We start from the raw sequence: 16,103 nt of genomic DNA on the forward strand, positions 1-16,103 counted from the left end.
TCAAAGATTACGCGCAATGACCATGCGCTGAATGTCGCTGGTGCCCTCGTAGATCTGGCACACCCGAACGTCGCGGTAGATTCGTTCCAGCGGGAAGTCGCTCAGATAGCCATATCCACCCAGGGTCTGCAAGGCATCCGAGCATACCTTTTCGGCCATTTCCGAGGCGAAAAGCTTCGCCATCGAGGCTTCCACCAATGCCGGGCGCCCGGCATCACGCAAGGCTGCCGCGTGCAGCACCATCTGCCGGGCGACCGCAATGCGAGTGGCCATGTCGGCCAGGCGGAAGGCCACTGCCTGGTGCTCGATCAACGGCTTGCCGAAGCTCTGCCGCTCGTTGGCGTAGTCGCGCGCCACTTCGAACGCAGCCCGCGCCATACCGACCGCTTGGGAGGCAATACCGATGCGGCCACCTTCGAGGTTGGCCAGGGCGATCTTGTAGCCCTGCCCTTCCTCACCGAGACGATTGGCGACTGGCACCCGCACGTTGTCGAATACGATCTGGCAGGTGTCGGAGGCATGCTGGCCGAGCTTGTCCTCGACTCGCGCGACCTGGTAGCCAGGTGAGTCGGTGGGCACGATGAACGCGGTGATGCCACGCTTGCCCGCCTCCGGGTCGGTGACGGCGAACACGATGACCACCCCTGCGTTCTGCCCGGAGGTGATGAACTGCTTGCTGCCATTAAGCACATAGTGGTCGCCTTCGAGCCGTGCACGGGTTTTCAGGCTACTGGCATCGGAACCGGCCTGGGGTTCGGTCAGGGCAAAGGCCCCAATCATCGAACCACTGGCCAGGGGGGCGAGGAATTGCTGCTTCTGGTGCTCGGTGCCGAATTTCAGGATCGGCACGCAACCGACCGAATTGTGCACACTCATGATGGTCGAGCAGGCACCGTCGCCGGCCGCGATCTCCTCCAAGGCCATGGCATAGGCCACATAGCCGGTGTCACTGCCACCGTACTGTTCCGGCACCAGCATGCCGAACAGGCCCAGACCGGCCATTTCCGCAATGGCCTCACGTGGATAGCGGTGGGCCTTGTCCCACGCCTCGGCAAACGGTTTCAACCGCTCCTGGGCGAAGTCTCGCACTGCGTCGGCGATCTGTTGTTGCTCATCAGTTACCAACATGGCTCACCTCAATACAGGCATTCGACGGCCATGGCAGTGGCTTCACCGCCGCCGATGCAGATCGCTGCCACGCCAAGGCGCAAGTTGTTCTGGCGCAGGGCCGACAGCAGGGTCACCAGGATGCGCGCGCCCGAGGCACCGATGGGGTGGCCCAGGGCGCAGGCGCCGCCATGGATGTTGACCTTTTCAGAGGGTAGGTCGAGGTGTTTCATGGCCGCCAGGGTGACCACGGCGAATGCCTCGTTGATTTCGAACAGGTCGACCTCGGCCAGGTTCCAGCCGGTGCGCTTCATCAATTTGTCGATCGCACCGATCGGTGCGGTTGGGAACAGTGCCGGCGTATCGGCGAATGCGGAGTGTCCATGGATGACCGCCAGTGGCTTGAGGCCGCGTTTGTCGGCTTCGGAGCGACGCATCAGCACCAGTGCGGCAGCACCGTCGGAAATCGAACTGGAGTTGGCGGCTGTCACGGTACCGCCTTCGCGGAAGGCCGGCTTGAGCTGCGGGATCTTGTCCAGCTTCGCCTTGGGCGGCTGCTCGTCATCCTTGACCAGGCGCTTTTCCTTACCCTCGGTGACCTCGACCGGGACAATCTCGGCGGCGAAGCGCCCGTTCCTGATGGCTTCCTGGGCACGGGTCAACGACGCGATTGCAAAGTTATCCTGCGCTTCGCGGCTGAATCCGTTGGCCTGGGCGCAGTCCTCGGCGAAGGTTCCCATCAGGCGCCCTTTGTCATACGCATCCTCCAGGCCATCCATGAACATGTGGTCGATGATCCTGCCGTGGCCCATGCGGTAGCCGCCACGGGCCTTGTCCAGCAAATACGGTGCGTTGGTCATGCTCTCCATGCCCCCCGCCACCACCACATCGGCGCTGCCGGCCAGCAGCAGGTCATGGGCCATGATGGCCGCCTGCATGCCCGAGCCACACATCTTGTTCAGGGTGGTGCACGTGGTGTGCTTGTCGAGCCCGGCGCCCAACGCAGCCTGGCGGGCCGGTGCCTGGCCCTGACCTGCCGGCAGCACACAGCCGAACAGCACCTGCTCGACACTGGCGGCATCGACCCCAGCGCGCTCGACGGCGGCGCGGATGGCGGCGCTGCCCAGTTGCGGCGCGGTCAGGCTCTTGAGTTCGCCCTGCAACCCACCCATGGGCGTGCGCACAGCGCTGACGATGACGATCGGATCGTTGGCAATGGTCATGTTCGGTTCTCCTTACTTGGCAGCCATGCGCAGCGCGCCGTCGAGGCGAATCACCTCGCCGTTGAGCATGCTGTTTTCAATGATGTGTCGGGCCAGCGCGGCATATTCCTGCGGCCGTCCCAGGCGCGGCGGGAACGGCACGCCAGCGGACAGCGAGTCGCGCACTTCCTGGGTCATGCCGGCCATCATCGGCGTTTCGAAGATACCTGGGGCGATGGTCATCACCCGAATCCCGAAACGCGCCAGTTCGCGGGCGGCCGGCAAGGTCAGGCTGGCGATGGCGCCCTTGGACGCGGCGTAGGCGGCTTGGCCAATCTGCCCGTCATAGGCGGCGATGGAGGCGGTGTTGATGATCACTCCGCGCTCGCCGCCCTCGTCCGGCTGACCTTCGGCCATGGCCGCGGCTGCCAGGCGCAGCAGGTTGAAGCTACCGATCAGATTGACGTTGATCACCTTGGCGAAGCTGGCCAGGCCGTGCGGCCCCTGCTTGCCCAGCACTTTCTCGGCACCGACGATACCGGCGCAGTTGACCAGCCCGTGAAGGCTGCCGAAGGCGGCGACCGCCGCCTCCACCGCTGCCTTGGCGGCCTGTTCGTCACTGATATCGGCAACCGCGAAACAGGCATTGTCACCCAGTTCGCGGGCCTTGGCTTCGACGGCGGCGGCATTGAGGTCGACCAGCATCACCTTGGCGCCAGCTTCGACCAGCATCTGCGCGGTTGCAGCGCCAAGCCCGGAGGCGCCGCCGCTGACAATGAAGTGCTTATGGCTGATTTGCATGTTGTCTTTCCTTTCAGGCGCTGGCGCGGGTTGCCAGGTGCGCGTGTTGTTTGGCGATTTCCTGGTTGCGCAGGATGAAGCGTTGCAGCTTGCCGCTCGGGGTCTTGGGCAGCTCGCTGACGAATTCAATTTCGCGAGGGTAGGCATGGGCGTACAGACGTTGGCGCACATGCTGGCGCAAGGTTTCCTCCAGCTCCGGGCTGCCGCTGAAGCCCGCGGCCAGCACCACGAAGGCCTTGATCAGCTCGGTACGCTCGGGGTCCGGCTTACCGACCACGGCCGCTTCGATCACCGCCGGGTGTTCGATCAGCGCGCTCTCGACATCGAACGGGCCGACGCGGTAGCCGGAGGTGGTGATCACGTCGTCACTGCGGCCGACGAAACTGATGCTGCCGTCCGCGTTCAACTCGACGGTATCGCCGCTCAGGTAGTACTTGCCGACGAAGGCCTTGGTGGGCAGGCCGTGATAGCCGCCGAACCAGCACAGCGGCGACTGTTCGCGGTCCACCGCCAGAATGCCCGGTTGACCGGCCGGCAGTTCCAGACCTTGCTCGTCCACCACGACGATCCGGTGGCCAGGAATGGAGAAACCAGCCGAACCCAAGTGCACCGGGTGCTGCAATCCATGGTGATTGCACAACACCATGCCCAGTTCGGTCTGGCCGTAGTGATCGTGGATGGTCACGCCCAGCTCATCGGCGAACCAGCGGATCACCTCAGGGTTAAGGGGTTCACCGGCGCTGCTGACCACGCGCAGCCGGCCTTTGATCGGCGTGGAAAACTCGCTGCCCGCGGCGATCAGCAGACGGTAGGCCGTGGGCGAGCCTGCCAGGTTGGTGATACCTAGCTTGTTAATGACCCGCGCGCAGCTTTCGACGCTGAAGGGGCCATCGTAGAACGTCGTGGCGTGGCCCAGCGACAACGGGCCGGTGACGGCGTAGTAAAGACCGTAGGCCCAGCCTGGGTCGGCCAGGTTCCAGAAGTTGTCGTCCGGCCGCAGGTCGATGGCATCACGCATGTAGCCCTGGAAGGCGACGATCGCGCGCAGCGGTACTTCAAGAGGCTTGGCCGGACCGGTGGTGCCCGAGGTGAACATCAGCAGGAACGGATCATCGCCGCTGCGCATGACAGGTTCGCAGTGCTGATCGGCAGCAGCCAGAACCTGATGGAAATCCAGTTCGCCTACCGGCGCTTTCACGGTAATGAGGGTCGGGCAGTCGTTCATCTCATCCAGCTTGCTGCGGTTCAGGCTGTCGGTGACCACTACACGAGCATGGGACTGCTCCAGGCGATGCTCGATGGCCTTGGGGCCGAAAGCCGTGAACAGCGGCTGGTACACAGCCCCCAATCGCCACGTGGCGAGAATGGTGATCAGCAGTTCCGGGGTGCGCGGCATCAGACCGGCGACCCGGTCGCCAGCCTGGACACCTTGTGCCTTGAGGACATTGGCAAAGCGTGCGGCCTGCTGCTGAAGCTGGTCGAAGCTGTAGCGTTCGCTTTGGCCGTCACGGCCTTCCCAGATCAGGGCGAGCCTGCCCCCGCCTGCATGTCGGTCGCAGCACTCGACACAGGCATTGAGGGCTTTGAGGTTGCCGTGCAGGGCGGTATGAGCAACCTGTTCGTAGTTGAACGAACGGACGGCCTCGGCGTAATCGCGCATCGTCAGACTCCTGGATTCTTATTGTTGGAGCGCACCATGGGTCTAACGATGTTGTCGCTGCCGACGTCACTCGGCAATGGCCAAACCGCTCAATCGGGATGAGCGGTTTGGCCGTTTCCAGCAGGATTTCAGTTGGCTGGATCCTGCACGCTCAACGCCTCGGCGCTCAAGCGCAGGACCAATCGATGAACGGCGTCGTCGAACGCTCGCTGGATGTGCGCGACACGCTCGGCGTCCTCGGTGCCCTCCTCCTCCAGTTGCTCCCAGAACGGTTGTTTGACTTGCTGGAACTCGGTGGCGTATTGACGTTCCAGGTGCGCGATCCAGAAATCCCGCTGGCTAATATCGTTCAACAGCGCATCGGTCGCCGATGCCCAGCGCACTTCGGCTGCGGCATTGCTGAGCTGCATCGGGCTGACCCCGGCCAGCTGCTCGAACTGCATGGTTTTCGGTTGTCCTGGAAGATTCAATGTGCGAGCCAGGCCTACGCGATAGGCTAGACTGATCTCGATCGCGTCCACCTGCGCTAACGCGAACTCCCTGGACTGCTCCTCGGGCCACCCAGAGGTACGCAGCCGGTCTACCTCCAAGGTCACCCGCCGTTCCACCTCTTTGCCGGCGATCATCGCAACCCGATCCAGCCTGAACAGTCCACAAGCCAGCTCGAGCAAGGCCTGCTCCTGCCCGCCTGCCGCCGCAGATTGCATCGCCTCAGCCAGCAATACGCGGACTTCGAGCGTGCTGAAGCACGAGATGACCTGGTCGACGCAAGTTCGCACGGCAGCCAGCTCGAACAATTCAGCCCGCAGGGCGGCGTTCTCGCTGGCTGCGGCGATCATCGCCCAAACCCGGCGCGACAGATCCTGCGGTACGTGCTGGAAGTCACTGGTCTGCGTCAGTTCTGCCAGCACTCGGAAGAACGCATCGCTATCGGGCTCGTCCAACAAATCATCCCATTGCAGGCTTCTTGCGGTTCTCGTCGCAGAGTCCGCGAGCTGCAGCCAGGCCGAGCGGGCCAAGCCTGGCGCTTCCGTTGGTCCCGGGGGCTCTACCTGCACCGGGTTGGCAGCGTACAAGCGCTCGCGCTCGGCGACTGGCAGCGCGTTGTTTTCCAACCTGATGGCAAGGCGCACATGCAACGGTGCGAGCAGCAAAGTATCAGGGAGCTGCGCGATCTGGTTGTCACGCAGGTCCGCCGCCTCAAGGTGCAGGCATTGCTCCAGCGCTGTGGGCACGCTGTGCAGATTGTTCCGGCGCAGGTTCAATTCTCGCAGACGCGTCAACTGCCCCAGGCGCAAGCTGATCGAGCCTAGTCGGTTGAAGCCCAAATCCAGGGTGTCCAATTGGGTGAGGCCACTTAAAGCCTGGGCGCCCTCTTCGGTCATGCGAATCCGGTTACGCGCCAAGTGCAGTATGCGCAGCTGGCTCAACCCCCCGATACCCGCGGGCAGGCTGGTCAGGGCGTTGTTGCTTAGGTTCAACCCACGCAATCGGCTGAAAGACCCCAGGAAACTTGGCGGCACGTGTTCCAGTTGCAAACCGACCAGTACCAGGTCGGTGATGTGCGCAAAGTCGGTGTTGGCTGGCAGCGCGGGCAGACCTCCGATATCCAGGCCAACCAGGGTCAGGCGACTGGCCGGTGCAGTGGTGCTCGAAACGCTGTTCTGTGGCCCTCCGAGACGCCAGCTGCGGCGCAGCTCCTCGGAGGCGAAACGACGTGCCCCCCGCTGACGCCCCGCTGGCACCTGCATCACCCATGTCTGCATTGCCCGATCGAGGGCAAGGTACTCCTGGTACTGCCTGATCATCACGGCATATGCAGTCTGCGGCGACTCCAGCAGGGTCGCCACATAGTCCTCCAGTGCTTGGGCACTGTGTGTCGGATACAGTGCGCCCAAGGACTCTAGCAACAAGCGTCGCGAAGGGTGCCGCGCCTCGTCATGCCCGTTGAGCGGATAACCCATACGCCCGTCTGGCAGACGCCGTAGTGAATTCCTCGTAGGTTTTATCTCCCGTGCGCCCAACAACTCGACAAGCGCCTTGTTGTCGGCCGGCAACCAGGCTCGTAGCGCATTGTTGATCTGTTCGCGGGCTTGGGAACCATCCCAGCCCAGGCGCGCCAGATCGTCTCGGGAGAGGTACCTGGCCAACACCTCGCCAATCTCGACAGGGTCGACCTGGTCGACACTCAGTTCGCGTCCTTGCAGGTCGTAGCATTTGAAGCCACCGGCCTGCCTTACCAGAACGGTGGAGATGCACAGTGGATCATTCTGCGGATGAAGCCGCGCCAGCGGGCGTCCGACATCCGAACCTTCGCGCAGTTCGATGTCCACTGTCGTCGACAGGCGCGCATGCTTGCGCAACAACGCAAAGGCCAGCGCAACCGTGTCCGGATGATAGCTGCCCTTGAGGTACAGCCCTTCGCGGGCACGCGTCAGCCGCGCCAGCTGCAAATGCGCTCGGGCCCGCTCGGCAACGGGCAAAGGAATCCGCTGTTCGCTGCGCATCCAGCGGCGCTGCGTATCGGTTGCCTGCCTGAGTACGTCGAGCGCATAAGCATCGGGCAACCCTTTGAAATCCCTCGAAACCAGGTCCAGCAGAGGGTCCATGGCAAGGTATTTGCGCGAGAAGTGATCGAACAGCTGTTCGCGTACCGCTGCGCCCTCTTCGATCAATGCCACGCGTTGCTCCTGCGATGTCAGCCCCTCGAGCCCGAAGTGCTCGACGCACCACTGGAACAGCTCGGGGTCAGCATTCAGCCCTCGATCCAGTTGCTCGAGGAATCCGTCGACACGGGCGTCCACGGCAAAGCGTTCCAGGGTGTCTCGCAGTGCAACCGGGAGCGCCCGCCCCTCGACCAACAGGCCGCGCAGGTGGTCTTGGTCGACATCCGCGACCTTCAGTATCTGCCCGATACGCTCGGGGTCCAAACGGGTTGCCGGTGGCCACAGGCGCCCCAGCAAGAGGGGCGCTCCCTCCCATTCGAGCGGCCGCTCGGATGACAGCCGCCAACCGCGCTCTCCATTGAACGCCAGCTCCGGTCCGAAACCCGATTCGCGCCGTGGATGGCGCAACCGCCACGAACTGCGCCCCGGCACGGGAACCACCTGAAAATACTTGTTATCGTTGTACCACCACTGTCCCAGCGCGTTGGACAACAGGCCATTATCCTGCTCCAGCAAGTCATCCGGCGGTGACGGATCTTCGTAATGGCCGATCTCTGCGGACCATAATCGCGCCCGCCCCTCGCCATCCAGCACGGGCACCATCTGGTCGACGTTGGCGCTGCGTAGGAAGCCGCGGGCGACCAACGTCGTCCCGGCCGCCAGCGCGGTGCCGATCGCCACTGACTCGACCACACCCAGCAGGTGTTCCAGGGCTTCGTGCTGATGGCCCTGTTTCCAGTCCTCGACCCCTTCGAAAACCTCGGACAGAATCTGCCCCACCCAGTGGGTCACCAACACGGCGCCGATCACCGGCACGAACAACCCGGCCAGGCTGACCAGGCCTATGCCGACGGACTCCAGTGTTCGCAGGTGCTCGGCACTGACGCGGGCGTCGACCTGTGCGGTGGGTACTGCCAGAAAACGCGCATTGTCGCGAATTCGCTGCAACTGCTGCTCGGCCAGCACCTTGAATATCTGCTCATCGATTGCCCCACACGCACAGCTTGCATCGGTCTGATCGTCTGCCAGGCGCTTGTTCAGCGTCGAGAGGTAGGCAGCGCGGTCCGCCATCGCAATCCGCTGAACGAAAGCTTGCCGATAGGCTGCATCGCGCAACAGGGCTCCCAGCGCCCAACTGGCTTGCTGCCAACTGCCGAATGCGCGCAGGGGGCACTCAGGATCGCCAGGCAAGTACAGAATCACACCTTCGATGATGAACGGCGGAACATCCCTGAACGCGGGGTTGAGGCGTTGCAACTCGAAAGCCAATGCACCGTCCACACGACAGCCAAGAACCTCCAACGCCCCTGCACGCACCCTATGGCTATGAGGGTGGGTCAACGGCTGACCAGCCGCGAAGCGCCGCAGCATGTTCACTTCATCGGTGGGCAGCTGCCGTTTCAGCGACGCCAACTCTACGGCCAGCCTCAATTGCGTGCGCTTGTCCTCGGCCAGTGCAGCCCGGTAGTCGGTGTCCAACACGCTGTCGAGATGCTGCTGATACTGTCGACCGACATCCAGCGTCCGGCAGATGTCCACCAGTTGCTCGCTGTCGGTGGTCAACACCCGCTCAGCCTGCCCCGTCGCTGGATCGGCGGGGTACACCAGAGCGGTGTGCTCGAAGAACGACTCGCCTTGCTTGAAGTTCTGCATCAGTTTCAGCACTGCCGGCGAACGCACGAAATACGCTTCGTGCAGTATCGGGCCTGAGGCATCGGCGACCAGCTTTCGACGCTCTTCACGCCATTGCGCCTTGCCCAGCTCTACGGTCAGAGAAAGCGACGATTGCAGTTTCTCTTGCAGGCGTTGGGTGACGAATGTATCCAGCGGTTCGAGTCCTGCCAGTGCGACCTGCACCTTGTGCTGGCTCTGCACATGGTGCTCGAAGCAGGTCCGCAGGATTTGCACCTGGGCATACGTGGAGCTTCGGAGCCATTGCGGCAGGAGTTGTGCAATGAAAGCGTCGGTCGCGCGTTCTCGCGGCATATCTTGGGTGGTTTCGATCATGGTGGGTACTGCAGCGATTGATGGACCGCTCACACTGCCGCCACCCGAGGCGCGGCTGAACCGGGAAGGCTACCCACCGAGGCGGCGCTCGCCGCTGCACCCGATGGGTGGCATCCACTGCCTGGCCCAGGCAACGCCGGGCCATTGCGGTGTCATCCCAGTCGCGCCGTTTCGGACCTCAGTTCATGACGGGTCAGTGCCACCCGATGGCGATGCACTGCAGCATCGTGCGCGATCTGAAGGTCGTCCAGGGCGCGCGCGCGTTCGGCCGCTGTTGCCTGTGGATTTTCTGCGTGGTACCTGCCGATGCGAGCCCGGTGCGCCGACTCCAGCACCTGGAAGTCATTGGCGTGACGATTTTCCAGGTAGGACTGCCAGAAGCGGCGTTGACTCAGGTCTTCTGCCAGCTCCTCGATTCCTCCAACCCGTTCGATTCGTTGCCGGTCGCTGAATATCGATTCCTCGGTGATTCCCGGAAGGCTATCGCCATGCATCGTCTGGGGCTGCCCAGGCAAACTCAGCGCCTCTCTGAGCCGCACACGATAGAGCAAGTCGATATCCCGACCATCGACATCCGCCAGGTGCGTGGCACTCGGATCTGCCCGCCGAGCGATGGCCCGTTGCTCGTTCACTCGCACCGTCGCCTCGCGCGAAAGCAAGGCGATAACGTCCAAACGATAGAGGCCACGGCCCAGTGCGATCAGCGCACGCCCCTGCACGCCCTGCACCGCGGCCCGTTCCGCGCGCGCTTCGAACATGCGCACCTGCAAGCGGGTGAACACATCAGCGACACGATTGCGCACGGTAGGCACCTCATCCACCCACTCGAACATCCGCTCGCGCAGCGAAGCATGCTGTTGCAGTTCTTCGAGCAATGACCACACCTGGGTCGCCAGGTACCGGCGTGCCTGAGCGTAGTCAGAGACATACTGCAACTGACCCATCAGCTGAGCGAATGGTCCGCTGCCGCTGGCCCCCATCACGGCGTCCCATGTCGAACCTCGTTCCGACCTCGCGGATTCAGGCAAAATTCCGATCCACAAAGCGCGGATGTCGTCCTGGGACAATCCAGCCTGTGGGGCTTCCGGTATCGTATCGAGTGCGTACAGGCGTATCACCTGCCGGTTGCTCAACAGGTTGCGCTCCACCACGAATGCCTGACGGAAAGATTGCGGCATCTGTAACGTCTCGGGAGCGACTTCGGCCAGCTGGTTGTCTCGCAAGTCCGCTAATTGCAAGTGTTGGCACAACTCGATGTACCCCGGCCAGAGGCTCAGCCGGCAATGCCGTACGTTCAGCTGAACCAGGTGCTGAAGCTGACCGAAAGGCACGTAGAGCACGCCCAGGGGATTGTAGCTGAGGTCCAACCGCATCAACTGGGGCAGGCTGGCGAGCGCCTGGAAAGCCGACAGGGTCATGCGAATGAAGTTACGCGCCAGGCGCAGGGTACGCAGCTGGGTCATGTGGGCCAGTCCGGTCGGAATGGCCAATAACCGATTGCCGCTGAGATTCAGGTTGTTCACGTTGACGAAACTGTGCAGGAAGTCAGCGGGCACCGCGGTGATCGAGCTGTCATTGATGGCCAAGGACGTCACATGATTGAACTGCACCTGCCCAGGCAACGCAGGCAGACTCGCCAACTCGCCAAGACTCAACGCCAGACGCAAGCCACCCGGCTGCCCGTCAGCGGCCGGCACTTGCTCGCCTTGCCCGCGCCAGGCGCGTAGCACGCGGTCCGAGAGCAGTTGCCGACTGGCCTGCCTTGTCGTGTTCAGCTCAGCCGAGACCCACCTGTTCAGTGCCTGCTGCAACTGCACATGATCATCCTGCAGCGCTGCCAGGCCTGCAAACGGCATGTCTTCACCGTGCAACAGGCGCTGCAGTTCCTGTTCAAGCTGGTCATCGTCCAGACCGGGAAACAGCTGGCGCAAACCATTGAGCAACGTTTGCTTCGATGAACCCTGCGCCGCGCCTTGGCCACGCCCGCTCAGCACGTAGCCGACGCGACCATCGGGCAGCCGTTGACCTGGGTTGAACCAGCGAGGCTGGGCAGGCCAACCGAGCAGTTCGATGCACCGGTCGTGGGCGTTCGGAAGCCGCGTGATCAGCAACTGACGTAACTCATCGGCTGGATCGTCGCCTAGGCCCAGCGCCTGCAATTGGGCCGACGACAGCACTGCCGCGATCGCTTCGAAAATGGTAGTCGGCGCCGTTCTCGAAGGTCTCCATGACTGCCCCCGGCCATCGAACAATTGAAAGTGCCTGCCAACGCGCACCAGGCTGATGCGCCCCGTTTTGGGACCCGCCGGATCGAGTTCGGCCAACAGACGCCCCGTGGGCGTTGCCTCGCGCACTTCCAGGTTCAGATCGGCCGGCCTTCCCGGCAGCTGGCGGAGCAAAGCAATCGCCAGCTCGTCGGTTTCCGCGCAGCTGGCGCTGCCAAGGTAAAAACCTTCCAGCGCACGGGTCAGCCGAGCCACCCGCAGCAAAGACCGCGCCTTGCTTGCCATCGCCAGCGACAAGCGCTGCTGCACAAGCGCTATCTCCAACTCGCTTCTGTCAATGCCGCTGAGCACCTGCGGAATGTAGCCTTTGGGAAGCCCGGGAAAATCACGCGACACCACGAGCGCCAGCGAGGAGCTCGACCGTGGCGCGTAGGCAAAGCTCTCGAACAGCCGCCACCGCATCAGCGGCATCTGCTCGATCAACCTCTCGCGCATCCCCTGCTCGGGACCGGCGACTTCATGTTGAGCAGTGCACCATGCCAGCAGATCTTCTTCATCCTGCCCCAGCGCACCACTGTTCAGGTGGCCGATGAAAGCCTCGATCCGAGCGTCAACTTCGAACCGGCGCAGCGTGTCGGCGAGGTTGATGGGTGCAGGTCGGCTCTCCACCAGCAAACCCCGCAGTTCATCCACGTCCATGCCGGCCACCTGAAGAATCTGCCTGGCCCTTTCAGCATCCACAGGGGACGCTTGCGGCCACAGGCAGTCCAGCATGCGCGCGCCATCGTCCCACTCGAGCGGTTGATCCTGTTGCAACCGCCAACCGCGCTGACCATTGTGTTGCACGACCGGACCATAGGCGCTGTCACGCAAAGGGTGGCGAAGTCGCCATGGGCCCAGGGGATCGGGGCGATGCACTTCGTAGTAACGGGTCTGCACCCGCATCCAGCGGCGCTTGCCCTGGCCGTACAGGCCGTCCGGCTGCAGACGCCTGTCTTCGGGCATGGTTTCGTAGGGCGTCAAATCACCAGACCAGAGACGCTTGCGATGGGTATCAAGGGCAATCGGCTCAAGCGCATCCACGAAGGCACTGCGCACCACGGCCACGCCCGCGACCGTGGCAACCGTGTAGGCCAGGGCCTCTGCGACACTCAGCACATGCTCCAGGGCCTCGTGCTGATGGCCTTTGGACCAATCAACGGCGCCTTCGAACACGTCGGACAAGGTCTGCACCACCAACTGTCCAAGCAGCAGCGCCCCCACGACCGGGTTGAACAGGCCTACCAGGTTGACAAGCCCCATGCCCACCGACTCCCAACGCTGAATCCGTCGCCCAGCGGCGGCGGCATCGACCTCAGCCGTTGGCACCAACAATAGCCGCGCATCATCCTTGACCTGCTGCACCTGGGCCCTGGCCAACGTGAGGAACGCATCCTCCACGATCGAGCCTCTGACCAATTGCAGGTCCGGTCGGGCATCCTTCAGGCGCAGATCAAGGGTCTGCAGGAAGGTTGCGCGATGCTCCAGGTGGACTTGCTCCGACAGGCACTGGCGCAAGCCCGGGCGCTGCAGTTCGCTGACCAGCTGCTCGTGCAACTGCGCCAGCGAAGTGAAGCGTCGCAAGGCCTGGTCGGGGGCGCTAGGCAGATAAAGCAGCACGCTTTTTATCACACCATCGAACTCGCGCAGCACGACTAACAATGCATTGGAAAGCGTCTGCCCCAGCAGCTCGACATGATTGACACTGTGTGGAACCGGTTGCCCGACCGTGTGCGGAATGTGCGTTGCGATGTCACGTAGGGCGATTTGCTCCAACGCGGATATTTCCCCCCGCAGCGCGGCGATTTCGATGGCGAGGATGAATCCACTGCGCTTGTCTTCGGCCAGCAGATTCAGATTCTGCCCGCCATACACCTGTTCGACCTGGTCCTGGTATAGCTTGCCCGCGTCCAACGTCCGGCATCGCTCGATGAACGCGTCGTCGGCGGCCACCAGCACATCATTGGCACCTTCCAGGACCAAGCCACTGCCCACGTAGAAGCGACTGTCCGCGGCAAATCCCTGCATCAGCTTCGATAGTGCGGGCGAATGGGTGTACTTGGGTTTGTAGACAAAGTCGGGCCACGCCAGCTGCCCCGCAAAATCGGGAGAAACCGTGACCCAGTGCAGATCGGACACCTGTGTGCCTGGAGGCAGTGCATCGCCTAGCAGGGCCTGGAACTGTCGCTCGGCAAACTGCTGCAACGGAAGCAGTTCATGGGTCGCTGCTCGCAACCGATCATGGCTGGCCTGGTGCCTTTTGAAGCTATCGCGCAGTTTCCTGATCTGCCCGCGCGAGGCTCGCCTCAGCCAGTCCGGTAACTGGGCCTGGATGAAGTCATCGGTAGCGGTCGAAAGCCTTGCTTGTACGGAAGACGCTTGCTGGGAAGGAGGGATAAGCGTCATGGTGGCTCCGATCTGGGCAGAAAGGGGCCATATGCTTGTACCTAACCCACCCTCGGCTGCAGCTGGAAACGCTTCGACACGCACGGCAGAGGTTGATTCATTCGCTCCCGTCTCGGGCTTGGATCAGCGCCCGATAGTGACCTGGGTTGCAGCCGAACCATTTACGGAAGGCCTTGTAGAACGAGCTGCTGTCGGCAAACCCCAGCCGTTCGGCGATATCGCCCAGGCCCGGCTCGACCTGGGCCAACCAGGCAATCGCCAGCTCGCGTCGTGCGCTGTCCTTGAGGCGTTGGTAGGTCTGCCCCTCCTCCGCCAGGCGCCGGCGCAGGGTTGCGCTGGACAAGCACAAGCCACGCGCCAGGCTGTCGGCATCCGGCCAATGTGCCGGGTCGATCTTCAGCAAATCGCTGCGGATGCGCCTGGCCAGGCTGGCCGGATCGCGGTACTTGACCAGAATGTTGCCCGGCGCTTCGGCAAGAAAGCGCTGCAGCTCCTGGGGCGTGCGCCTAAGCGGCAGGTCCAGGCAGTCGGCGGCGATGATCATGCGGGTACGCGGACGGTCGAATTGCAGGTTCTCGGAAAACATCACCCGGTAGTCGTCGCAGAACGGTGGCTCGGCACAGCGCAGGTCGATAGCCAGGATCGGAATCCGCCGCCCCGCCAGCCAGCAGGCCACACCGTGCACGATCATCCAGAAGGTGAAATAGGTGAACGCGCGCCGTGGCAGGTCACGGGGCTCGTTGACGACGATTTCGGCCAGGCTCTGCTGGCGTACCAGGCTCGGTTGCAGATCCTGCAGCATCAACGACAGAAAGCCCAAGGCAATTTCAAGCCCGGCACCGAGGCTCTGCTGAGCCATGGCTGCGCGGGTCAGAAAGGCAAGGCTGCCCATCGGCAAACCACGGGGGTCCATGGCGAAGAACTCATCGTTGCAACGTCGGGCAAGCAGCCGCCACAGCTTGGCATAGGCGTCGGCAGACACCCTCGCCTGCGCCAGCTCCAGTTGTTCCGGCTCGATGCCGGCGCGAAGCAGCAGGCCCACGTCAGGTGACCCAGCGGGGCATGTCTGCAACAAAGCCTCACGTACCAGTTGCATGGAGATCGTGTCTTTTTCGCTCATTGCCCATCCAACCCCAGGAATGCCTTGATCAAACGTAACTCGCGGCGGCGCTCCAGGCAGCCGACCATGTGCCGGTTGACCAGACCGTCGCCAGCTATGGGCCGAGCCACCACCCGAGGATCGTGGGCCACCTCCACCGATGAGACAATACCGATACCCAGCTCGGCCGCGACGGCCTCTGTCACCGCCTCACGACTGTCCAGTTCCAGCAGCACCCGGGGTTGCACCTTGGCTGCCGCACACGCCTGGTCAAACGTGCGCCGGGTGATCGAGCTGGGTTCACGCAGCACCATGATCTGCTTGTCCAGATCGGCCAGCGCCAGCTCACCCGAGGCATGCGCCCAAGGGTGGCCCACTGGCAACAGCGCACAAATCCGTGAATCACCCAGGCCCTGCAAGTACAGGCCATTGCGCGCCTCGACTTCGGTCAGCACGGCCACATCGGCATGCTCGGACAACAGCGCCGCCAGGGTTTCCTGGGCATTGCCCAGGCGCAGGTTGACCGTGATACCAGGGTAACGCGCGCGCAACTGCGCCAGCATGGGCATCACCCGGTGCGGACCGTCGGCAGCGACTTCCAGGCGCCCGGTCAGCAGTTGCCGATTGGCCTCCAGCATCACCTGTGCTTCTTCTGCCAGGCTGAACATGGCCCGGGTGATGGCTGCCAGGCGCGTACCCTCCTCGGTCAGTTCGACCCGCCGCGCCGTGCGCCGCAACAGCGTGATCTGGTAGTGCTCCTCCAACGCCTTGATGTGCCCGGTCACCGCTGGCTGGCTGATGAACAGACGCGCCGCGGCACGGGTGAAACTGCCTTCACGGGCAACCGCGTCGAATGCACGTAACTGGAACAGGTTCATATCTATCGGCCTG

General features: G+C 63.1%; 8 protein-coding genes. All 8 read right to left on the reverse strand.

Annotated elements, in window-relative coordinates:
* Window positions 1–1,128 (reverse strand): acyl-CoA dehydrogenase, encoded by a 1,128-nt coding sequence (locus tag H620_RS0115910; protein WP_023379758.1) that lies wholly within the window; start codon window positions 1,126–1,128, stop codon window positions 1–3.
* 8 nt (window positions 1,129–1,136) lie between these two features.
* Entirely contained in the window at window positions 1,137–2,330 is a 1,194-nt protein-coding gene (locus H620_RS0115915; protein ID WP_027907625.1) for an acetyl-CoA C-acyltransferase, read from the reverse strand.
* 12 nt (window positions 2,331–2,342) lie between these two features.
* On the reverse strand, window positions 2,343–3,110 hold the full coding sequence (locus H620_RS0115920) for an SDR family NAD(P)-dependent oxidoreductase (protein ID WP_023379756.1): 768 nt from the start codon (window positions 3,108–3,110) through the stop codon (window positions 2,343–2,345).
* Window positions 3,111–3,123: 13 nt separating this feature from the next.
* A complete protein-coding gene (locus H620_RS0115925) occupies window positions 3,124–4,770 on the reverse strand; it encodes an acyl-CoA synthetase (protein WP_027907626.1) in 1,647 nt (548 codons plus the stop codon).
* Between the two features lie 128 nt (window positions 4,771–4,898).
* Window positions 4,899–9,344 carry an NEL-type E3 ubiquitin ligase domain-containing protein gene (locus H620_RS0115930; protein WP_162144452.1) on the reverse strand — a complete coding sequence of 1,482 codons (4,446 nt, stop codon included), beginning with the start codon at window positions 9,342–9,344 and terminating at the stop codon, window positions 4,899–4,901.
* 251 nt (window positions 9,345–9,595) lie between these two features.
* Window positions 9,596–14,113, reverse strand: coding sequence for an NEL-type E3 ubiquitin ligase domain-containing protein (locus H620_RS0115935; protein WP_027907628.1), 4,518 nt, complete (start codon window positions 14,111–14,113; stop codon window positions 9,596–9,598).
* 97 nt (window positions 14,114–14,210) lie between these two features.
* The gene (locus H620_RS0115940) at window positions 14,211–15,233 is read right to left on the reverse strand and encodes an AraC family transcriptional regulator (protein WP_023379753.1); all 1,023 of its coding nucleotides are present in this window, start codon (window positions 15,231–15,233) and stop codon (window positions 14,211–14,213) included.
* Complete coding sequence (locus tag H620_RS0115945) at window positions 15,230–16,090, reverse strand: LysR substrate-binding domain-containing protein (protein WP_027907629.1); 861 nt, start codon at window positions 16,088–16,090, stop codon at window positions 15,230–15,232. Before H620_RS0115945 ends, H620_RS0115940 begins: the two co-directional genes overlap by 4 nt.
* Window positions 16,091–16,103 lie beyond the last annotated feature (13 nt).

Origin of the sequence: Pseudomonas taiwanensis DSM 21245 (assembly GCF_000425785.1) — a bacterium.
Classification (GTDB): Bacteria; Pseudomonadota; Gammaproteobacteria; order Pseudomonadales; family Pseudomonadaceae; genus Aquipseudomonas; species Aquipseudomonas taiwanensis.